Genomic DNA, 19,364 nt, shown 5'->3' with positions numbered 1-19,364 from the left:
CCTTACCAGTTGCGGAAGCGTTTGGGCGGGTTGTACAACCCACCGGACCAACGCACGAGATCCTTGACCGAGCGCGCGGCAAGCAGGTCTCGGCTGGCGTCGCGGGTGCGGATGCCGAGGTCTTCCGGGCGGCGGATGATGCCGCGGTCGCGCAGGTTCTCGACCATCGCGCGGTCACGGCCCAGGCCGACCGCGGTGTAGCCCGCCACGCCGCGGATCGCCTGTTCGCGTTCCTCCGGGCTGCGGCACAGCAGCAGATTGGCGATGCCTTCTTCGGTCAGTACGTGGGTGACGTCATCGCCGTAGATCATCACCGGCGGCAGCGGCATCTGCGCGCGCTCGGCCAGCTCCCAGGCATCGAGGCGGTCGACGAAGGCCGGCGCCATGTGCTCGCGGAAGGTTTCCACCATCTGCACGACCAGCTTGCGCCCGCGTGGCATCTGCCCGGGCAGCGCCGCCTCTTGGCCGGCCTTGAGCCAGGCCGGGCTGGCATGGCGGCGGCCGCGGGCATCCGAGCCCATGTTGGGCGCGCCGCCGAAGCCGGCGATGCGATCACGGGTGGCGGTGGAACTGTTGCCCTGCAGATCGATCTGCAGCGTGGAGCCGATGAACATGTCGCAGGCGTACAGACCGGCGGTCTGCGAGAACGCGCGGTTGGAGCGCATGCTGCCGTCGCTGCCGGTGAAGAACACATCCGAGCGCGCTTCGATGTAGCGCTCCATGCCCAGCTCGGAGCCGAACGAATGCACGGACTGGACGAAGCCCGATTCAATCGCCGGGATCAGTGCCGGATGCGGATTGAGTGCCCAGTGCGTGCCTATCTTGCCCTTCAGCCCCAGTGATTCGGCATACGTGGGCAGCAGCAGCTCAATCGCCGCGGTATCGAAACCGATGCCGTGGTTGAGGCGCTGCACGCCGTACTCGGCGTAGATGCCCTTGATGGCCATCATCGCCATCAGCACCTGGATCTCGGAGATCTGCGCCGGGTCGCGGGTGAACAACGGCTCGATGTAATTGGGGCGCGGCGCCTCGGTGACGAAGTTGACCCAATCGGCCGGGATGTCGACGCGGGGGAGGGTGTCGACGATTTCGTTGACCTGTGCGATCACGATGCCGCCCCGGAACGCGGTGGCCTCGACGATCACGGGGGTGTCTTCGGTATTCGGGCCGGTATAGAGGTTGCCGTGACGGTCGGCGGCCTGGGCGGCGATCAGTGCGACCTGCGGGGTGAGATCGATGAAGTAGCGGCCGAACAGTTCGAGATAGGTGTGGATCGCCCCGATCTCGATCCGGCCCTCGGCGACGAGATTGGCCAGCCGGCCGCTCTGCGGACCCGAGAAGGAGAAGTCCAGGCGCTGGGCGATGCCGCGCTCGAAGACGTCCAGGTGCGAGGGCAGGGAGAGCACGGATTGGACCATGTGCAGGCCGTGGACCTGCGCGGGATCGAGCTGGGCCAGGCACTCGGCGAGGAAATCGGCCTGCTTCTGGTTGTTGCCTTCCAGGCAGACCCGGTCGCCGGGTTCGAGCACGGTATGCAGCAGGCGGGGAACCTCGGCATGGGGCAGCAAGCGCCCGAGCCCGGCATCGGCGGCCCGCTGCAGCCTTGCCTGGCGGCGATCCGCTAGCGTGTTCCAGTCTCGAGCCATCTGCCGCCTCTTCATAATTACGCTGTAATTACAAAGCTATCACCCGAGTTTGGCCGGGGCAAGAGGCCTGATGAGGCCAGTTCTGGGCCTGTCGTATTCAGTTAGAGCCGACTCCCCTGGCCATCCTCAGCGTCAATGCGCCGAGCGTCGCGGCATCGTTGCTGAGCGGGATGGCTGGCGAACGCGCAGGCATGTTTGTTCAAAGCGGGCAATACCTTGCTGGCGCGACCTCGGCTCAGCGTTGCTCGGGGCAATGTCGTGCGGCCATCAAGGCACGCAGATGGAACGCCTGGATCAGCCCGCTCCCTTTCCCGCACGCGGCCGCCGCGGCTTCGCCCCCCGCGGCACCACTTTCGGCGTCGCCACCAGCACGCCCCACTGATGCAGGTGCTCCATGCCCGACAGCGCATCCAGGTACGCCATGAAATGCGTCAGGTAGCCGGGCGAGGTCTCTTTCATCAGCGTCAGGGCGCGATGGACCAGTACACCGGAGTTCAACGGCCCACCATTGGTGGGCATCTGGGCCAGCGATTGCTTGAGCTGGCTGGCATTGCGAAGCCTGGCCCACGTCGCCCGGACCTCACCCAGCACCGGCAAATCCGGATACGCAGCATTGTGCTGCCCCGTTAATTCCGTGACCAGCGCCTGCAGACCGATGCGTCCCGATGACAGGCCCGGCGCGGTCACTACCGATGCCGACGCCTCGGCAACCCGCTCGGCGTAACCCGCGACCAACGCATCCAGCTTCCGTTGCAACAGCGCCCGCACCTCACCGTCATGCGCTTGCATGCGGGCATGCAACGCCTCGATCATCGCAAAACGCGTGCGGTCCAGCCCGTCGAGCTTGTCCGCTCGCCAGTTCTCGAGAATCTCAGCGGTTGCGACAGGGTTACGGGGCATCCGCGGCCTTGCTCGCCTTGGGTTTCGGGATCGGGGCGATTTCGACGCGGCGGTTCTTGGCGCGGCCATCCTCGTCGGCGTTGGAACTCACCGGCTGCTCCGAGCCAAACGCTGCGGCAAACACCGCATCCGACGGCACGCCTTCGGCGATCAGGGTGCGGGTCACGGTCAATGCACGCTCGGCGGAGAGTTCCCAGTTGTCGGCGAAGCGCCAGTTGCCATCGCGCACCTGCTGGTCGTCGGTGAAGCCACTGACCATCAGGATCTCCTCGCGCGCGGCCAGGTAGCCTTTCAACGGCCCGGCCAGACTCTCGAGGACGTCGGCACCTTCCGGCTGCAGCTGATCCGAGTTCAACGCGAACAGCACATTGCCGCGGATGCCGATGCGGCCATCCACCAGCGTCACACGCCCGGCCGCGAGCGGGCCGGCCAAGGCCTGCTCCAGCGTCTGGCGGCGCTGCACTTCGGCCTGGCGCTGCTTGACCTCTTCATCCAGCCGGTTGGTCAGCTCCAACTGCAGCGCGACCACGCCGACCAGGATCAGCACGAACGCACCGAGCAGCACCGACATCAGGTCGCCGAAGGCGGCCCAGATCGGCGCGCCTCCGTCGGCCTCGACTTCGATCTCGTCGCTCATGCAGAGGCGGCCCCGGCCTTGCTGCTGCGGCGGCCCGCCAGCTGCTGCAGTTCATCGATGATCTGCTTCTGCGACAGCACGCTGAGATCGATCACCTCACGCGCCTGGGCCACGTAATAGGCCAGCTGCTCGTCACTGCGGGCCAGCGAACCATCCAGCGAGGCGGCGATCTGGGCCAGGCGCTCGTTGAGGCCGTCGCTGGCAGTGCCGAAGGACTGCACGGCGCTGCCGAGCGCATCGGCCAGGCTCGCTACTTCCACCGCACTGCCGGTGACCTGCGCGGCCACGCTGCCGAGTTTGCCGGTCTCGGCTTCGATGTGGTCGGTGAAGCGCGTGCCAACGCGGTCCATCAGCTCGGCCGAGGTCGAGACCAGGGCATCCACGGCGACGCGCTGCTCGTTGGCGGCGTGGTTGACCGCATCCAGCAGGGTCTCCACGGTCGCCAGCAGACGGCTGCGTTCTTCCAGCGTGGCGGTGTCGCGGACCAGACTGTCGGACAGTTTGCTGCGCAGTTCGGCGACCACATCGGCCGCGGCCTTGGGCGCTTCCGACGCCGCCTGGACCAGGCGCGAGATCTCGCTGATCGTCTCGCTGGCGTGCGCCTGTGCCTGCTGGGTGATGTCGTTGGCGGTGCGGGCGAGGGTGTCGCAGATCTCCTGCTGACGGCTGGCGACACTGGCGCCGGTCTGCTCCCAGCGTTCGCCGAGGCTGGCGCTCATGCCGGTGAAGGCCTCGGTCCACGCGTTCAGACGCTGCTGATCGCGCGCTTCCAAGGCGTCCTGGAGCTGGGCATGGGACTGCTGCATCGCCTCGCCGAGCGACACCGCCTGGGCCTGCAGCGTCGCGGCGGCAGCATCCAGCGCGTGCTGGTGACGCGCGCTCACTGCGGTCGCAGCGGCATCCTGGCGGGCCAGCGCCTGCTGCCAAGCATCGGCAATCTGCGCGGTGGTGGCCTCCATGCGGCTGCCGACCGCGTCGATCAGGCCGGCGGCCCGGGCGTCATGCGTTTCGGTGAAGCGGGACAGCGCGCTGCGCAGGTCGGCAGTCAGCGCAGCATGGGTCTGCTGCTGCGCGGCCTGGGCATCCTGCCAGCGCGTCGCGGTCGTGTTGAGCTCGGCCGAGACCGCCTCAAGCAAGGCGCTGGAGCGCTCGCCATGCTGCTCGGCGAACGTGGCCAGCGCATTGCGCAGCTCGGTCGCCATGGCTTCATTGGTCTGCTGCTGTGCGGACTGGGCAGCCTGCCAACCGTCAGCGGTGCTGACCAGCTTCGCGGAGACCGCATCGAGCAGGCCAAGCGCGCGTTGATCGTGCTGCGCGGCGAATCCGTCCAGCGCGACGCGCAGGTCGGCGGTCAATGCGGTGTTGGTCTGCTGCTGGCTGTCCAGTGCGGCCTGCCAGGTCGCGGCGGTCGCGACGCGGCTGGCGTCGAAGCCCTCGGTCAGGCCGGCCAGCTGGCGCTGTACTGCCTCGGTCACCGTCTCGTGCATGGCGGCGTTGGCGCGGGCGATGCCGGCCAGGGTGGTGTCCATCACCGGCTGCAAGGCCGCGCCAACCGTGCGTGCGCTTTCGGCGACGCTGTCCTTGAGTGACTGCTCGATCGCGGCGGTCAGGCGCGCGTATTCTTCGTCGGCCTTGGCATGGAAGTTCTGCTGGTTGGTCAGCAGCCGCTCGCCCGAGGCGCTGCTCTGCTGCTCGATCGCGGCCGTCATGGCCTGCAGCCGATCCACCAGCGCGGGCATGAGCTCGGCCTGCTGCTGCAGCAGCCGGAAGGCTTCATTGCGCTGCCAGGACTGGGAATGGGTGTGCAGGGTGGTGGCGATCTCCACGTCCAGCCGCTGCACCGCTTCCAGCCGTTCACGCCGGCACAGCGCCGAGAGCAGGCCCAGCATGGCGGAGGTGGCGACACCGGCAATCGAGGTGCCGAAGGCGACCGCAAGGCCTTCCACCGGCGCACCCAGCGAGCCGCGGATCGCCTGCAGGTCGGTCGCGCTTTCCAGCGCCAGTCCGGTGCCGCGCAGCGTCGCCATCATGCCGAGCAGCGTGCCGAGCATGCCCAGCAGCACCAGCAGGCCGACCAGGTACGGCGTCAGCACCGGGCCGGGCAGGGCGACGCGCTCGCCTTCCACGCGCAGGCGCACGGCATTGCGCAGGCTGGGATGCAGCTGGCCCAACCAGGTGGCGAGCCCGGCGCTGGCGGCGCCCGCACTGGCGCTGGCCGCCGCCAGCGAGGCGGTCGCCTGCCGGTAGCGATACAGCTCGAGGCCACCGGCGAGGTAGCAGACGGCGATCAGCGCGGCGACAGCGAAACCGACCGGATTGGTGCTGGCATAGCCCGCCCCGATCCAGCACACCGCCACAAGGCCAAGCAGGAAAACAACGTAGTGAAGACTGGTTCTGAACATGACGTCCCGGTTAGTGGGTGCGAAGCGCTGCAAGCAGGCCTTCGATCGGTTGAAAACGGATATCCAGCTCGGCCAACAGCAGGCTCTGCATGTCGCGGCGGAACACCTCGAGCCAGGCATCGTCGGTGCCGGCCTCGCGCAGGCGTTCGAAATGCACCCTCAGCAGCACCGGCACCTTGGCCAGCAGGCTGTACTCCCGCGCGCTCAGGGTCTGCTCCATCAGCGCGTCCACCTCGGCCAGCCGCGCCATCTCGGGCGAGCGGCGGGTCAACATGTCGCGCAGGCGCCCGCGCAGACGGCTGGTGGCGCTGAGCATGGCGCGCTGGAGGGTGAGATAGCGCTCGCCGTACACGGTGTATTCGATAGCGGCGGCAGCACCGTCGGCGTCAACCACCCGGCGAGGCGGCTTGGTGGTCTCAGGTTCCTGAACAATACTCGCCTCCAGCGCCGCGCGAAGGCGTTGGCACTCGGCGTCCTCGTCGGCATCGAAGTCCGGCCCCTCGACCGCGGCCGGCAGCCGGCCATCGAGCGCCTTGGACAACGTCACCGCCCGCGTCCAGTCCACCCACTCGCTGAGCCGGTCTGACAGGGCAGGGCCCGTCGAGGACAGGTTGCTCTCAGCGAGGCGGGCCAGCAGCCGGATGAAGGCCGGGCCCGGGACAGGCGTCCGTTGCGCGGTTTTGGCCATTGTTCCGGTTAAAACGATGAATTTTACACCGTAATGACCGGTAGCCGCCCGGCGCCGGGGTTCAGGCTCGGCCGGCCCTCACTTCGCCAGCAGGGGCCAGTAACCGTCCAGTTGCCTGCGCTGGCGGGCGGTGAGTTCACCGCCCAGCGCCGTCCTGAGCCGGTCTGCTTCAGCGCGGCGGCCGGCCCGAATCGATTCACGCGCCAGCTCCAGGTGGGCGCGTTGGCGCACGCTGAGGTTACCGAAGGGGTCGAACCAGGAATCCAGACGGCGGATATCCTTCACCCCGGTCCAGGTGAATCGTGCCTCGCCGGCGATGGCCGCAATCTGTCTGTAACGCCCGATCGCCTCGGCGCGACTGATGCGGCCCTGCAGCAGGTCCAGTCGTGTCGCCAGCAACTGCACCTCAGCGGCAGCACCACTCCCGGACAGGGCGTCCACCGTTTCGCGCAGGAATGCGTCGTCGCGGTTGCCTGTTTCTGCCTGTCTGCCGAGCAGGTTGAAGCTGGCGACCGCGAAGCGGTACGCCGGCAGTTCCCGTTGGTGGACATCCGCATCGTTCGGGGCACCCAGGCTCGACGGTTGCACCACCACGATGCCGGGCTCATCGGCCAGCACAGCATCGATGTCGCGCTTGTGGAACTCACCGACCACCACGACCACGGTGCCGCCTGGATGCGCCCGCGCGGCGGCCGCGATGCGCTTGGCCTGCAGGAAGGTGCGATACAGGAACAGGCGACGTGGCAGGTCCTGTGCGGTACGTGCCGCTGGGGTGAGGCTCCATTGCGTGGAGCGCGTCACATTGTGGGGATCGTCGGCATGGAAAAGCGTTCGGTGCAATTGCGCCGGCTCGGGGAAGGTCAGGAACTGTTGGAAGCCCCGGATCGGCCGGATTTCAGGAATCGCCTCCAGATCCATGCCGAAGCCCAGTTGGGCGTCTTCCGTCGAGGGATGCCAGTCGAAGGGGCACACGTCAATGTTGCGCTCCCGGGCGAACGGCACCACCACGTCCTGCACTTCGTAGGTGAACTCATAGAAATCGTTACGTGCAAATGCCTCCGGCGATCGCTCTATGCAGATGGCATCGGGCGCAGCGCGATCGAGGAACGCCGCCAGCACCGCGGGCCGATCCTCACGCGCCACGAGCTGCGCGGCATGGTCCACGCCCAGCACGATCACCTGTGTTGCTGTTTCAGGCGGCGCGCTCTTTGCAGGCAACGACAGCATTGCCACTACCACACCCACGACCAACATCCTGTTCATTACGGCTCCTGCGCACACGGTGTGTAGCGCAGGGTGGCAGGCTGCAGGACCGAATGCGGGTGCCAGAAGTTGTAGTCACGGCAACGGCGCGTGCGGGGAGACCAAGCCCTGCTCGCGCAGCGCGCTCCAGAATGCCGGCGGAATCGCGACCTCGGCCAACGCCAGATTCTCCGCGATACGGCTGGGCTGGCTGGCGCCCGGGATCACCGCCGCGACCGCCGGATGGGCGAGCGAGAACTGCAGCGCTGCGGCACGGATATCCACGCCGAACTGCGCGCACACCTGCTGCAGGCGCCCCACGCGATGCAGCACCTCGGCGCCGGCTTTCTGGTACTCATAGTGCGCGCCGCCGGCGAGAATGCCGGAGTTGTAGGGACCACCGACCACGACGCTGGCACCACGCGCTTCGGCCGCCGGCATCAGATTGGCCAGCGCTTCGTGGTGATCCAGCAGGGTGTAGCGCCCGGCGAGCACGAAGCCATCCGGGTCGGCCTGCTGCAGCGCCATCACGCAGGGCTCGACGCGGTTGACGCCCAGGCCCCAACCCTTGATGACACCTTCCTCGCGCAGCCGGGTCAGCGCGGTCGCGGCACCGGACATGGCCTGGTGGAACACGGCGCGCCAGTCATCGCCATGGAAATCCTTGGCCGGGTCATGGATCCAGACGATGTCGAGGCGGTCGGTCTTCAGGCGCTTCAGGCTCTCTTCGATCGCGCGCAGCGTGCCGTCGGCGCTGTAGTCGTAGACGATTCTGTTGGGCAGTCCGTGCTCGAACAGGCCTCCTTTCTCACCCAGATCACGCTGGGCGGTGTCTTCGGTTTCATCCAGCAGGCGACGGCCGACCTTGGTGCTGAGCACATAGGCATCGCGCGGATAGTGTTGCAGCGCTTCGCCTAGGCGCAGTTCGGCCAGGCCGGCGCCGTACATGGGGGCGGCGTCGAAGTAGCGGATGCCGTGGTCCCAGGCGGCGTGCACGGTGTCCAGTGCCTCCTGTTCGGGGATGGCGCGGTACATGTTGCCCAGAGGGGCGGTGCCGAAGCCGACGCGGCCGGGGAGATCAATGCGCATGCGGTGGGGTCCGAGGTTGCAGGCCAGGCAGTCTGCGCGCGGCGTTGGTCCGCAAACACCCGTCCAGCGGCGAAAGACAGTTGCCCTGGGCGCAAGGATCCCGGCCCGGCTGCGTAGCGTCTGCGGTGAGGCAACGATTACTCTGTGACCCGATCTCACAGGGGAGTGCGGAAGATGGGTTGGACCGGGAAGATCGCGCCGATGGCGCTGTGGTTGACCGCCAGCGGGACCGTCATGGCGGCCACGCCCGCACCTTCAGCCGCGGAGGGCGTGCGGAACGTCCCCGGTTTTGCCTTACCGCTCTCGCGCTATCTGAGCCCTGAAGCACAGGCGGCGATGCGCAGCGCGGTGGTCAACGGTGATCCCGTCGCAAAGATGGACAACGCCACCGTGCTCAAGGAATTGGCAGCGATCCGCAAGGGCGCGGACGCGTGGGCCTACGGAGAAATCCAGGCGCTGCGCGAGCGCTATCCGGTTGAGCTGCACCATGAACGCTGGAACGGGGTGCCGGTGGTGCGGGTCGAGCCGCACAGTGCACCCGCCGACCCGGCGCAGCGGCGGCTGCTGATCGAGCTGCATGGCGGCGCCTTCGTCTTCGGGCGTGCCGACAGTCTCGGCCTGCTCGAGGCGATCCCGGTGGCGGCAATGACCGGTGCCACGGTGGTGGCGGTGGAATATCGGCAGGGGCCCGAGCACCACTTTCCGGCCGCCAGCGAGGATGTCGCGGCGGTATATCGCGCCGCGTTGGAGAAAATGCCCGCGCAGCACATCGCCCTGTTCGGCTGCTCGGCCGGCGGCGTGCTGACCGGTGAATCGCTGGCGTGGTTCGACAAGGAGAAGCTGCCGATGCCGGCCGCGGCCGGGTTGTTCTGCGCCGGCGGCGATGCCCGTTACGGCGGCGACTCGCGCTATGTGGCCGCAGCGGTGACCGACGCCCTGCTGCCGCATGCCGATGGCACGCTGCCGATCATGGAAGATCTGTACTACGGAAAGGTCGATTTCCGGGATCCACTGGTGTCGCCGGTGTTTTCCGATGCGGTACTGGCCCGGTTTCCGCCCACGCTGTTCATCACCGCCACCCGCGCGGCCGAAATGAGCAACGTCGCCTACACCCATTCCCGACTGGTGGACCTCGGCCGCGAGTCGGACCTGCACGTCTGGGACGGCCTGGGCCACGCCTTCCACCTGGACGCGCGCTTGCCGGAAAGCCAGCAGGCCTACCGGGTGATGGCGCGCTTCTTCGCCAGGCACCTGCAGATGCCGCTGCCGGCATCCCCGGGGGAGTAGGGCGCACAGGGCCTGCATACGCTGTGCATACATCCGTATGCACGGTGCTTACATGCCGTTGCCTACGGTGGAACCCGAGTGCACCCGCGCTCGGTTTTCCCCATAAGGAGTAGATGATGAGTCAGCAGATTCCCGAAGGTACCCTGGTCGTTGTAGCCGATGGCGGCTCGGCCCGCGTGTTCACCAACGTTGGCACCGCGCACAAGCTGCAACTCAAGCAGGAGGGGGAACTGCAGCTGCAGGCCGTGAGCGATACCGGCGCATCCGGGCAGGGGCCGTCCGGCTCGGTGCCCCAGGAAATGTCGATTTCCCAGCTCAACGAGGCGACGTTTGCCAAGCAGGTGGCGGCGCAGTTGAACGAAGACGCGTTGAAGAACCGCTACGCGCACCTGATCCTGATCGCCGACCCGCAGACCCTGGGCCGTATCCGCCCGCTGCTGCACAAGGAAACCCAGGAGCGTCTGCTCAAGGATCTGGCCAAGGACTTCACCAACGCGCCGCTGGAGGATATCCAGCGCGCGCTGTCCTGAGAATCGCCCATGACCTTCGTTCGTGAGTACAGCCCATCGGACATCACCCGTGCCGACATCGATGCGGGCAGCGGATGGGTGCTCCTGGAATTCGGTACCGGTTGGTGCGGCCATTGCAGTGCCGCCCAGCCCCTGCTGCAGAAGTTTCTGGGTGGCTACGACGCGACACACCTGAAGGTCGAGGACGGGAAGGGGCGGCCACTGGGCCGCTCCTTTGCCGTGAAGCTGTGGCCGACCGTGATCCTGCTGCGCGACGGCCACGAAATCGCGCGGGCGGTGCGACCGCATGAGCGCGAGGATCTGGCGCCACTGATCGATGCGCTTGAGAGCCGGCAGTAACACACGGCCCACTCTCAACCGCCGTGCGATCACAGTCAGTACAATCCATTTCCCGCGTTGCGCAGGCGTGTATGCATCGCGTGAAAAGCGTACCCAAACAGCTTGAAACACGCTGTTCCACGCTGCCAGACAGGGCAGTACGGGGCTCGCGCTGGCCAAATGTAGTAACATGGCTCGCTTGATCACCCCCGGGCCATTGCCCGCTTCCTGGTCATCCATCCCGCAGCGTCGCTGAGTCCACGCGGCCGTCCGGGATCGTCTGTTGCAACCCCTCTTCGCGCATCGCGCTGTGTCATCAGAGGCGGTATTTCCTGTGCCGTGCGCGGGACCTCGGGCGCCGTGATGGCCTGCTTCCAGGAGAAAGCAGATGCAGGACCTGCCTGCCGCACACGCTCATTTCGGCTGGTTCAAACGCCGCCGCCAGATGCATGTCGACGAAGTCACCGTCGTTGATCGTCCCATGTTGAAGAAGGCCGTTGGCGCCGCCGCACTCGGCAACGCGATGGAGTGGTTCGATTTCGGCGTCTACGGCTACCTCGCCGTGACCCTTGGCCAGGTGTTCTTCCCCGACAGCAGCCCGACCGCACAGCTGATCGCCACCTTCGCCACCTTTACCGTCGCCTTCCTGGTGCGCCCGCTGGGCGGGCTGGTGTTCGGGCCGCTGGGCGACAAGTACGGGCGGCAGAAGGTGCTCGCGGCCACCATGATCCTGATGGCCGCCGGTACCTTCAGCATCGGCCTGATTCCCTCGTACGACCGCATCGGGATCTGGGCGCCGGCGCTGCTGCTGCTTGCCCGCATCGTGCAGGGGTTCTCCACCGGCGGTGAGTATGGCGGCGCGGCAACGTTCATCGCCGAGTATTCGACCGACCGCAATCGTGGCCTCATGGGTAGCTGGCTGGAGTTCGGTACGCTGGGCGGCTACATCGCCGGTGCCGGCACGGTCACCGCGCTGCACATGGCCCTGAGCAGCACGCAGATGCTGGACTGGGGCTGGCGCATCCCGTTCCTCGTCGCCGGTCCGCTGGGTCTGCTTGGCCTGTACATGCGCATGAAGCTCGAAGAGACGCCGGCGTTCCGCGCGTATGCCGAAGAGGCCGAGAAGCGCGATCACGAACGCCCCGGCCTGGGCGCGCTGTTCCGTGTGCATTGGGCCCAGCTGCTGATCTGTGTCGGCCTGGTGCTGGTGTTCAACGTCACCGATTACATGCTGCTCACCTACATGCCCAGCTATCTCAGCGTCACGATGGGCTATGCCGAGAGCAAAGGCCTGCTGCTGATCATCATCGTGATGCTGGTAATGATGCCGCTCAATGTGCTGGGCGGGCTGTTCAGCGATCGCCTGGGCCGCCGCCCGATGATCATCGGTGCCTGCATCGCGCTGTTCCTGCTCGCGATCCCGTGCCTGAAGCTGGTCGGCAGTGGCAATGACTGGCTGATCTTCCTCGGGCTGATGCTGCTCGGCGTGGCGCTGGTGTGCTTCACCAGCTCGATGCCGTCCACGCTGCCGGCGCTGTTCTATACGCCGGTGCGCTACAGCGCGCTGTCGATCGCGTTCAATGTATCGGTTTCGCTGTTCGGTGGCACCACGCCGTTGGTGACCGCCTGGCTGGTGGAGCGCACCGGCGATCCGCTGGTGCCGGCGTACTACCTGATGGGCGCGGCGGTGATCGGCGTGATCACCATGCTGTTCGTGCGTGAGACGGCCGGGATGCCGCTGCGTGGTTCGCCGCCGGCGGTGGCCAGCGAGGCCGAAGCCCGTGCGCTGATGCACAGCGACGAGCCGGTCACGGTGGATGCGACCCAGCCGACGCTGCCGGTGGCCGCCGTGCCGGAGGACGCGCGTCCGGCGTAACGCCGGTCCGCGTCCATCATCAACGGCGCACCAATGGCGCCGGGCGATCGGCCCGGCGCCGGCAACACCCGCACCGCAACATGTCAGCCCGTTCGGCCAGTGCTAGGATCGACCTCACCTGAATCGATCTAAATTCAACGCCATGACAAAAACGGGGACGGTGCGGTGGTTGGGGCTCGCGGTAGGGGCGATGTTGGTGGCCAGCACTGCCACAGCAGCACCGGCCAAGGTCGGCGAACGCGCCTATGCGGCGGTCGATCCGTTCATCGGCACGGCCGGGGAGGGGCACACCTATCCCGGCGCGACCGTTCCGTTCGGCATGGTGCAGCTCAGTCCGGACACCCGTATCCAGCCGCGCGAGAAGGCCTATGGCTGGGCCGCCGGCTACAGGCATGACGACACCAGCATCGTCGGCTTCTCGCACACGCACTTCTCCGGCAGCGGCCATTCCGATCTGGGCGATGTGCTGCTGATGCCGGTGCGCACCGATGCCAGCCTGGAGCGGGGCGCCCCCGACAAACCCGGCAGCGGCTATACCTCGCGCTTCCGCCACGGCGACGAGCGCGCCGAACCAGGCTACTACGCCGTCACCCTGGATGATCCGAAGGTGCGCGCCGAGCTGACCACCAGCACCCGCGTCGGCGTGCATCGCTATACCTATCCGGCCAACCAGCCCGCACGCGTGCTGCTGGACCTGCGCACCAGTCTGTACGACTACCCGGGCAAGATCATGTGGTCACGCCTGCGCGCCCGCGAGGACGGCACCATCACCGGCTTCCGCGAGACCCGCGGCTGGGCACCGGGCCGGCAGCTGTATTTCGCGATGCGCTTCTCGCGGCCGCTGACCGGTCACGCATTCCACAACACCGAGACCGACATCGCCTACAAGGGCTTCCCGCCGCCGGGGCACCAGAGCCCCGCGCAGCGTGCGCAGATTGAAGGGCGCCAGCTGGTCGGCACGTTTGATTTCGGCACGCTGGACACGCCGCTGGTGGTGACGGTGGCGATTTCCTCGGTCAGCGAGGCCGGTGCGATCGCCAACCTGGAAAGCGAAGTGCCCGGCTTCGATTTCGACCGTGTCCGCGCCGAGGCGAAAGCGCAGTGGACGCAGGCACTGTCGGTACTGGATATCGACGGCCCCGAGCACGACCGCCGCAGCGCCTACACCGCGCTGTACCACAGCCTGCTCGGGCCGACCGTGTTCATGGACAGCGATGGCCAGTACCGCGGCTCGGACAATGCCGTGCACCGCGCCGAGGGCTATACCAACTACTCGACGTTCTCGCTGTGGGACACCTACCGCGCCCTGCATCCACTGCTGACCCTGGTGCAGCCGGAAAAACGCAACAGCGATTTCATCAATTCGCTGCTCGCGCACCAGCACAACAGCGCCTACGGGATGCTGCCGGTATGGGCGTTCCACGGCCAGGAGACCTGGTGCATGATCGGCTACCACGCCGTGCCGGTGATCGCCGATGCCTACCTCAAGGGCATCCGCGGGTTCGATGAGAACAAGGCGTTGGCGGCGATGGTGGCCACCGCCAATTACGGCCCGTACGATGGCATCGCGCAGTACCGCGAGCTGGGCTGGGTGCCGATCGATGAAGAAGGCGAGGCCGCCAGCAAGACACTGGAATATGCGTTCGACGACTGGACCATCGCGCGCATGGCCAAGGCCATGGGCAACACGAAGGTTGCCGGGGAGTTCGAGAAGCGCGCCACGAACTGGCGCAATGCCTATGACAAGGACACTGGCTTCATGCGGGCGCGCAAGCGCGATGGCAGCTTCCGCACGCCGTTCGACCCGAGCGCCAGCGGCTACGGCACGGATTACACCGAAGGCAACGCCTGGCAGTACTCCTGGTATGTGCCGCACGACGTGGCCGGCCTGGCCGCCGCGCACGGGGGCAGCGACGCGCTGCTGGCCCGTCTGGACCAGGTGTTCGAGGCCAAGGTCGACCCCTCGATCTTCGAGCATATGGAAGACATCACCGGCCTGATCGGCTGGTACGCGCACGGCAACGAGCCCAGCCACCACGTGGCCTATCTGTATGCCCATGCCGGGCAGCCGTGGCGCACCCAGGCGCGCCTGAAGCAGATCATGGACACCCAGTACGCCGACCGTCCCGATGGCCTGGCCGGCAATGACGACCTGGGCCAGATGTCGGCGTGGTACGTGTTCACCGCGCTGGGCTTCTATCCGGTGGCCCCGGGCAGTGGCGAGTACATCATCGGCCGCCCGTTCCTGCCCAAGGCGGCGCTGCACCTGCCTAACGGCAAGACCTTCACCATCGTCACCGACGGGCTGGGCAAGGGCCACGACTACGTCGGCTCGGTGACGCTCAATGGCCAGCCGCTGCAGCGCACCTTCCTGCGCCACGACGAGATCCTGGCCGGCGGCGAGCTGCGCTTCACGCTCCAGGCCGAGCCGAACATGGCCTGGCCGGGGCAGGGCGCCGAGCAGCCCTACTCGATGTCCCGCTGACGGGCCTCTGGACCCTCCTTCTGGCCAAAATGGGATTTATGTCCAATTTGGCCAGAAGGGGTATAGTGGGCCCATCCCGTCCTGGAGCGTGCCATGACCCTGCCACTGGATCTGCCCGGCCTTGAGAAGGCCACGGCCTCGTCGGTGAAAACCCGCGGTTGGCCCAGCCTGATGCGCACCGTTCGCGAAAAGCAGGCCCTGGTGATCACCAACCACAATCATCCCGAAGCGGTGATCGTGGACATCAAGACCTACCAGGAACTGCTGGCCAAGGCCGCCGGCGGCGACCTCGATGAGCGCATGGGCGAGCTGGAACGCCTGCGCGCCGCGTTCGATACCACCCTCGCCAGCCTGGGCCGCGATGGTGGGCTGGGCAAGGTACTGGGGCAGCCGATCCGACGCGGCCGCAAGGTCGCCCTCGGCAGTCCGCTCTGACCAATGGGACGGATTCTGGTGCTGGCCGGTGTCAATGGCGCCGGCAAGAGTTCGCTGCTGGGCATGTGGCTGGAAGAAGAAGGCCTGACCTGGTTCAACCCGGATACGTTCACCCGCCGCCTGGTGGAGACGGGGTGGTCGTTGGGCGAGGCCAACGCTGCGGCCTGGAATGAAGGCGCGCGCCGGCTGCGGCAGGCGATCGACGAGGGCACCGACTTCGCGTTCGAAACCACGCTGGGCGGCAACACCATCCCGCGTCTGCTGCGTGAGGCGTGCGAGCAGCACGACGTGGCGATCTGGTTCTGCGGCCTGCAGAGCGTGGAGCTGCACATGGAACGTGTCGCGGCCCGGGTCAGCCGCGGCGGGCATGACATCCCCGCCGACAAGATCCGTGCCCGCTACGATTCCTCGCGCGAAAACCTGCTGGCCCTGCTGCCGCACTTGGCCGAGCTGCATGTCTACGACAACAGCGCCCCGGCCGATGCCGATGGCGCCGAACCGCTGCCGGTGCTGCAGCTGGATCGCAACGGGCTGCACTATCCTGCCTCGGCGATCGAGCTGCTGCAGACCCCGGACTGGGCCAAGCCGATCGTGATGCGGGCCATGGAGCTGCATACCCCTGCGTAAGCGTTACTGCAGGGGCCGGAGCAGCAACAGCACGCTCAGCGTCAGCATGAAGACCGCGATGCCCGCGTCCAGCCAGCGCCACGCCCTGGCATGCGCGAACCACGGTTGCAGCCAGCGCGCCCCGACGCCCAGCAGGGTGAACCACGACACGCTGGCCAGGCACGCGCCTGCCGCGAACAGCCAGCGGGCGTCGCCCGGGTAGCGGGTCGAGAGGCTGCCAAGCAGCACCATCGTGTCCAGGTAGACGTGCGGATTGAGGAAGGTGAATGCCAGGCAGACCAGCAGCGTGCGCCGCCATCCCGCCTGCATGTCAGAAGCTGCATCGAGCCCGCCACCGCCGGACCAGGCCCGGCGCGCTGCCATAAGGCCGTATACCGCGAGAAAGGCCGCCCCACCGAAGCGCAGGACCTCGAGCAGCAATGGGAAACGCGCCACGGCTGCGCCGATGCCGGCGACCCCCAGCAGTATCAGGGCGATGTCGCCGGCTGCGCAGACCGCGACCACCAGCGCGACGCGCTGCTGTTTCAGGCCCTGGCGGAGCACGAAGGCGTTCTGGGCGCCGATGGCGATGATGAGACCGGCGCCTGTGAGAAATCCGGCGAGGGCGGCAGCTGGCTGCCTCCCAGCGGATCAAGGCGCTGGAGGACCGTCTCGGCCAGGTCCTGATCGTGCGCCAGGCACCGTGCCGCCCCACACCTGCCGGTGAGCAGCTGCTGCGCCGGGTACGTCCGATGCAGACCCTGGAAGAAGAGGTGCTCGCCGATTTCCTGCCGGATGCGGAGGTGCAGCATCGCAACGTCTGCCTGGCGGTCAACGACGACTCGCTCGAAACCTGGTTTCTTCCCGCGCTGGCCGCGTTGCATGCTGCGCATGGCTATACCTTCGACCTGCGCGTGGACGACCAGGACCACACGCTGGATCTGCTGCGAGACGGCTCGGCACTGGGCGCGGTGACGGCGGATGCCAAGGCCCTGCAGGGCTGCAATGTCCATCCGCTGGGCACGATGCGCTATCTGGCGATCGCGGCGCCGGCATTCAAAGCGGCGTATTTCGGTGTGGGCGTGAGCGCGGCATCCCTGGCCACTGCCCCGATGATCGTCTTCAACCGCAAGGACCGGCTGCAGGCGCGGTATCTACGCACCGTTACGCGCGCCACGCTGTCCCCACCGGTGCACTACCTGCCTACGTCGACGGGTTTTGTCGAGGCCGCTGCACTTGGGCTGGGCTGGTGCCTGGTGCCCGAGTCGCTCGCCTCCACTGCGCTGCAGAGAAACGCCGTGGTCGAGCTTGATCCAGCGCGCTGGATCGACGTGCCGCTGTACTGGCAGCACGCCGCGATCCGCTCGACCACGCTTCAGGGCATCACGGCTGCCATGCGGGACGCGGCAGGCAAGGTGCTCCGCGATCCGTAACGGGGCCGGCGCGTTTCAGCCGACGGGCTCGTGGATCGGGCATCCATTGAATCGGGAGCGGAACTGACGCGAGGCGGCCATTACCACGCGGCGTGCACGATTCAGTCCGCCGAGAGGACGATGCTCGGCCAGCGCGTGCCACGGCGCGAACGCGAGCGCATCCTCGACGCCCGGCGAGGTGTCAGGCTGCCACGCCTCCTGCTGCGCCACGCTCAGGCGTGCAACCGGCAGGAACGGGCTGTCCGCCTCGGCCCAGGCAACCGACGCATCTTCGATCGGCATGCGCTCCACATCGCGGCACAGCTGCACGCGCAGCTCCCATTCGACCGGATTGGGCAGGTCGGTGAAGAAGGCCACCACCGCGTCGCGCTGCGCATCCTCGTCCGAGCCGATTTTGTCGCCGGTCAGTGCGAGTAGGGCAGGTGAGACCGGTGCCAACGAAAACTTGGCCATGTACGGACCGTAGAGAAACGGCACCTGGCTGAAGAAGGTCTCCCCCAGCGGATGGTGCTGCGGCTCCCCGCCCATGCCTTTGAGCAGGGCGCTCTGGCCACCGACCGCCTCCAGCGCCGCCTCCGCACCCCGCAGCGTGGCGGAGATCATCCGTTTGGTACGCGGCATCCGTTCGGTGGTCGCGGCAAGCAGCTTGGCCGAGCGCAGGAAGCCGGCCACGCCGGGCGTGTTGAATGCGGGACCGTTGACCATCAGGAAGTCCTGCGTGTGCTGCTCCTCGGCGCCTTCCGCACGCGCGCCGTCCACGCCGATCACCTTGAGCGCCATCGCGCGCGGGGTGGAGACCGAATCGGGAAGCTGCTCGGCCGGCGGCGAGGACAATCGCACCCGCGCGTCGTAGCTGCCGGGCCGCGCAAACAGGCCGTGGCGCAGCTCGGCCGGCAACCCGTCCAGTACGCGCAGCCGGCCCTTCAACAACCCTTGGCCCTTGGCGTGCACCGCGCGGTGGGCGTGGCCTTCCTGCTCGGCCACCGTCAGCGCCATGCGGGCAAACACCTCGGTCAACTCACGGATATGCGTCGCCTCATCTTCGTCGGCATGCTCGAGCGAGGCGTGGTAAAGAACGGGTGGGGGCAGTGACATGCAGGCTCCTGTTGTGATCAACGGCGGCGATCAAGCGCGGAAAGGGCAACGCGCTGCGCGGGGAGGACGGCTCCCCGTGCAGCGCAATGCCAGAGAGGAAACGGGAAGGTCAGGCCGCGGCGGCCTTGGCATTGCCGCCGCCGGCCAGGGCCAGCAGCGTCAGCTTCTCGTCGGTGTCCTTCTCCTCCTTGAGCGTTTCCAGCAGCAGTGGCACGGCTGCCTTGTAGCCCAGCTGTTTGGCCAGTGCGGCAATGGTGCCGTAGGAGGCGATTTCGTAATGCTCGACCTTCTGCGCGCCACCAATCAGTGCAGCATCGCGGACCGGGCCCTCCTCGATACCGTCGATCGCCTCTTTGCCTTCCTCGACCAGGCCTTCCATCGCGGCGCATTTGATGCGCTTGAGCCGGATCCCCAGCAGTTCCACCACCTGGTCGATGCGCTCGATCTGGCCCTGGGTCTCTTCCAGGTGCGTCGTGAACGCGGCGGCCAGGTCAGGACTGGAGGCGGCGCGCGCCAGTCGGGGCAGCGCCTTGGTCAGCTGCTTCTCTGCACTGTAGATATCCGAGAGCTCGTGGATGAACAGGTCTTCTGCGGTCTTGATCGCCATGGAGGTGCTGCCGGTGGGTTTGAGTGTCCGACGCTAGGCGCGTGGGTGTTAGTCCGGTGCGCTTTGTTGTGAAGGGCCCCTGCACGCG

17 protein-coding genes and 1 pseudogene are annotated in these 19,364 nt (G+C 67.2%); 8 read left to right on the top strand and 10 right to left on the bottom strand.

Annotated elements, in window-relative coordinates:
* Window positions 1-2: 2 nt before the first annotated feature.
* The 7 genes from mdcA to ABE422_RS02310 all read right to left on the bottom strand — a co-directional run bounded on the left by mdcA (window position 3) and on the right by ABE422_RS02310 (window position 8,604).
* Window positions 3-1,646 carry a malonate decarboxylase subunit alpha gene (mdcA, locus tag ABE422_RS02340; RefSeq protein ID WP_346462444.1) on the bottom strand — a complete coding sequence of 548 codons (1,644 nt, stop codon included), beginning with the start codon at window positions 1,644-1,646 and terminating at the stop codon, window positions 3-5.
* Between the two features lie 294 nt (window positions 1,647-1,940).
* Window positions 1,941-2,546, bottom strand: a complete 606-nt coding sequence (locus ABE422_RS02335) for a DUF2894 domain-containing protein (protein ID WP_346482382.1) — start codon at window positions 2,544-2,546, stop codon at window positions 1,941-1,943.
* The gene (locus ABE422_RS02330; RefSeq protein ID WP_346482381.1) at window positions 2,536-3,183 is read right to left on the bottom strand and encodes an OmpA family protein; all 648 of its coding nucleotides are present in this window, start codon (window positions 3,181-3,183) and stop codon (window positions 2,536-2,538) included. Before ABE422_RS02330 ends, ABE422_RS02335 begins: the two co-directional genes overlap by 11 nt.
* Window positions 3,180-5,585: a DUF802 domain-containing protein gene (locus ABE422_RS02325; RefSeq protein WP_346482379.1), complete on the bottom strand. Its 2,406-nt coding sequence runs from the start codon at window positions 5,583-5,585 to the stop codon at window positions 3,180-3,182. The genes ABE422_RS02330 and ABE422_RS02325 overlap by 4 nt, the downstream gene beginning before the upstream one ends.
* A gap of 10 nt (window positions 5,586-5,595) precedes the next feature.
* Entirely contained in the window at window positions 5,596-6,273 is a 678-nt protein-coding gene (locus ABE422_RS02320; protein ID WP_346482378.1) for a DUF3348 domain-containing protein, read from the bottom strand.
* Window positions 6,274-6,351: 78 nt separating this feature from the next.
* Window positions 6,352-7,536: a hypothetical protein gene (locus ABE422_RS02315; protein WP_346480943.1), complete on the bottom strand. Its 1,185-nt coding sequence runs from the start codon at window positions 7,534-7,536 to the stop codon at window positions 6,352-6,354.
* Between the two features lie 75 nt (window positions 7,537-7,611).
* Window positions 7,612-8,604 (bottom strand): aldo/keto reductase, encoded by a 993-nt coding sequence (locus ABE422_RS02310; protein WP_313212150.1) that lies wholly within the window; start codon window positions 8,602-8,604, stop codon window positions 7,612-7,614.
* A gap of 174 nt (window positions 8,605-8,778) precedes the next feature.
* Between ABE422_RS02310 and ABE422_RS02305 the strand changes: the two genes are divergently transcribed.
* The 7 genes from ABE422_RS02305 (at window position 8,779) to ABE422_RS02275 (ending at window position 16,162) form a co-directional block, all read left to right on the top strand.
* Window positions 8,779-9,891 carry an alpha/beta hydrolase fold domain-containing protein gene (locus tag ABE422_RS02305; RefSeq protein WP_346482376.1) on the top strand — a complete coding sequence of 371 codons (1,113 nt, stop codon included), beginning with the start codon at window positions 8,779-8,781 and terminating at the stop codon, window positions 9,889-9,891.
* A 116-nt stretch (window positions 9,892-10,007) separates the two neighbouring features.
* A complete protein-coding gene (locus ABE422_RS02300; RefSeq protein WP_313212149.1) occupies window positions 10,008-10,421 on the top strand; it encodes a host attachment family protein in 414 nt (137 codons plus the stop codon).
* Window positions 10,422-10,430: 9 nt separating this feature from the next.
* Window positions 10,431-10,760 (top strand): thioredoxin family protein, encoded by a 330-nt coding sequence (locus ABE422_RS02295; protein WP_346482375.1) that lies wholly within the window; start codon window positions 10,431-10,433, stop codon window positions 10,758-10,760.
* 367 nt (window positions 10,761-11,127) lie between these two features.
* Window positions 11,128-12,615, top strand: coding sequence for a glycine betaine/L-proline transporter ProP (gene proP / locus ABE422_RS02290; protein WP_313212147.1), 1,488 nt, complete (start codon window positions 11,128-11,130; stop codon window positions 12,613-12,615).
* 190 nt (window positions 12,616-12,805) lie between these two features.
* On the top strand, window positions 12,806-15,100 hold the full coding sequence (locus ABE422_RS02285) for a GH92 family glycosyl hydrolase (RefSeq protein ID WP_313218471.1): 2,295 nt from the start codon (window positions 12,806-12,808) through the stop codon (window positions 15,098-15,100).
* 93 nt (window positions 15,101-15,193) lie between these two features.
* On the top strand, window positions 15,194-15,535 hold the full coding sequence (locus ABE422_RS02280) for a type II toxin-antitoxin system prevent-host-death family antitoxin (RefSeq protein WP_261996700.1): 342 nt from the start codon (window positions 15,194-15,196) through the stop codon (window positions 15,533-15,535).
* 3 nt (window positions 15,536-15,538) lie between these two features.
* The gene (locus tag ABE422_RS02275; RefSeq protein WP_179458840.1) at window positions 15,539-16,162 is read left to right on the top strand and encodes an AAA family ATPase; all 624 of its coding nucleotides are present in this window, start codon (window positions 15,539-15,541) and stop codon (window positions 16,160-16,162) included.
* A gap of 3 nt (window positions 16,163-16,165) precedes the next feature.
* Here ABE422_RS02275 and ABE422_RS02270 read toward each other — a convergent pair whose 3' ends face one another.
* Window positions 16,166-16,735, bottom strand: a complete 570-nt coding sequence (locus ABE422_RS02270; protein WP_313209926.1) for a LysE/ArgO family amino acid transporter — start codon at window positions 16,733-16,735, stop codon at window positions 16,166-16,168.
* Window positions 16,736-16,782: 47 nt separating this feature from the next.
* Here ABE422_RS02270 and ABE422_RS02265 point away from each other — a divergent pair.
* Window positions 16,783-17,574, top strand: a pseudogene (locus tag ABE422_RS02265) (ArgP/LysG family DNA-binding transcriptional regulator); the annotation flags it as partial.
* A gap of 15 nt (window positions 17,575-17,589) precedes the next feature.
* Here the strand turns inward: ABE422_RS02265 and ABE422_RS02260 are convergent.
* Together ABE422_RS02260 and ABE422_RS02255 are read right to left on the bottom strand one after the other, a co-directional pair.
* A complete protein-coding gene (locus ABE422_RS02260; protein WP_313209901.1) occupies window positions 17,590-18,669 on the bottom strand; it encodes a catalase family protein in 1,080 nt (359 codons plus the stop codon).
* Between the two features lie 109 nt (window positions 18,670-18,778).
* A complete protein-coding gene (locus tag ABE422_RS02255; RefSeq protein WP_313209899.1) occupies window positions 18,779-19,276 on the bottom strand; it encodes a ferritin-like domain-containing protein in 498 nt (165 codons plus the stop codon).
* Between the last annotated feature and the right edge of the window lie 88 nt (window positions 19,277-19,364).

The sequence above is a fragment of the Stenotrophomonas sp. TWI1151 genome (assembly GCF_039673135.1).
Taxonomy (GTDB): domain Bacteria; phylum Pseudomonadota; class Gammaproteobacteria; order Xanthomonadales; family Xanthomonadaceae; genus Stenotrophomonas.
The sequence above is the reverse complement of the archived record's forward strand: the minus strand, read 5'-3'. Positions and strand labels throughout refer to the sequence as shown.

Coding starts and splice junctions, on each gene's coding strand:
- mdcA (WP_346462444.1), bottom strand. CDS start 1,646: ATGGCTCGAGACTGGAACACGCTAGCGGATCGCCGCCAGGCAAGGCTG.
- ABE422_RS02335 (WP_346482382.1), bottom strand. CDS start 2,546: ATGCCCCGTAACCCTGTCGCAACCGCTGAGATTCTCGAGAACTGGCGA.
- ABE422_RS02330 (WP_346482381.1), bottom strand. CDS start 3,183: ATGAGCGACGAGATCGAAGTCGAGGCCGACGGAGGCGCGCCGATCTGG.
- ABE422_RS02325 (WP_346482379.1), bottom strand. CDS start 5,585: ATGTTCAGAACCAGTCTTCACTACGTTGTTTTCCTGCTTGGCCTTGTG.
- ABE422_RS02320 (WP_346482378.1), bottom strand. CDS start 6,273: ATGGCCAAAACCGCGCAACGGACGCCTGTCCCGGGCCCGGCCTTCATC.
- ABE422_RS02315 (WP_346480943.1), bottom strand. CDS start 7,536: ATGAACAGGATGTTGGTCGTGGGTGTGGTAGTGGCAATGCTGTCGTTG.
- ABE422_RS02310 (WP_313212150.1), bottom strand. CDS start 8,604: ATGCGCATTGATCTCCCCGGCCGCGTCGGCTTCGGCACCGCCCCTCTG.
- ABE422_RS02305 (WP_346482376.1), top strand. CDS start 8,779: ATGGGTTGGACCGGGAAGATCGCGCCGATGGCGCTGTGGTTGACCGCC.
- ABE422_RS02300 (WP_313212149.1), top strand. CDS start 10,008: ATGAGTCAGCAGATTCCCGAAGGTACCCTGGTCGTTGTAGCCGATGGC.
- ABE422_RS02295 (WP_346482375.1), top strand. CDS start 10,431: ATGACCTTCGTTCGTGAGTACAGCCCATCGGACATCACCCGTGCCGAC.
- proP (WP_313212147.1), top strand. CDS start 11,128: ATGCAGGACCTGCCTGCCGCACACGCTCATTTCGGCTGGTTCAAACGC.
- ABE422_RS02285 (WP_313218471.1), top strand. CDS start 12,806: ATGTTGGTGGCCAGCACTGCCACAGCAGCACCGGCCAAGGTCGGCGAA.
- ABE422_RS02280 (WP_261996700.1), top strand. CDS start 15,194: ATGACCCTGCCACTGGATCTGCCCGGCCTTGAGAAGGCCACGGCCTCG.
- ABE422_RS02275 (WP_179458840.1), top strand. CDS start 15,539: ATGGGACGGATTCTGGTGCTGGCCGGTGTCAATGGCGCCGGCAAGAGT.
- ABE422_RS02260 (WP_313209901.1), bottom strand. CDS start 18,669: ATGTCACTGCCCCCACCCGTTCTTTACCACGCCTCGCTCGAGCATGCC.
- ABE422_RS02255 (WP_313209899.1), bottom strand. CDS start 19,276: ATGGCGATCAAGACCGCAGAAGACCTGTTCATCCACGAGCTCTCGGAT.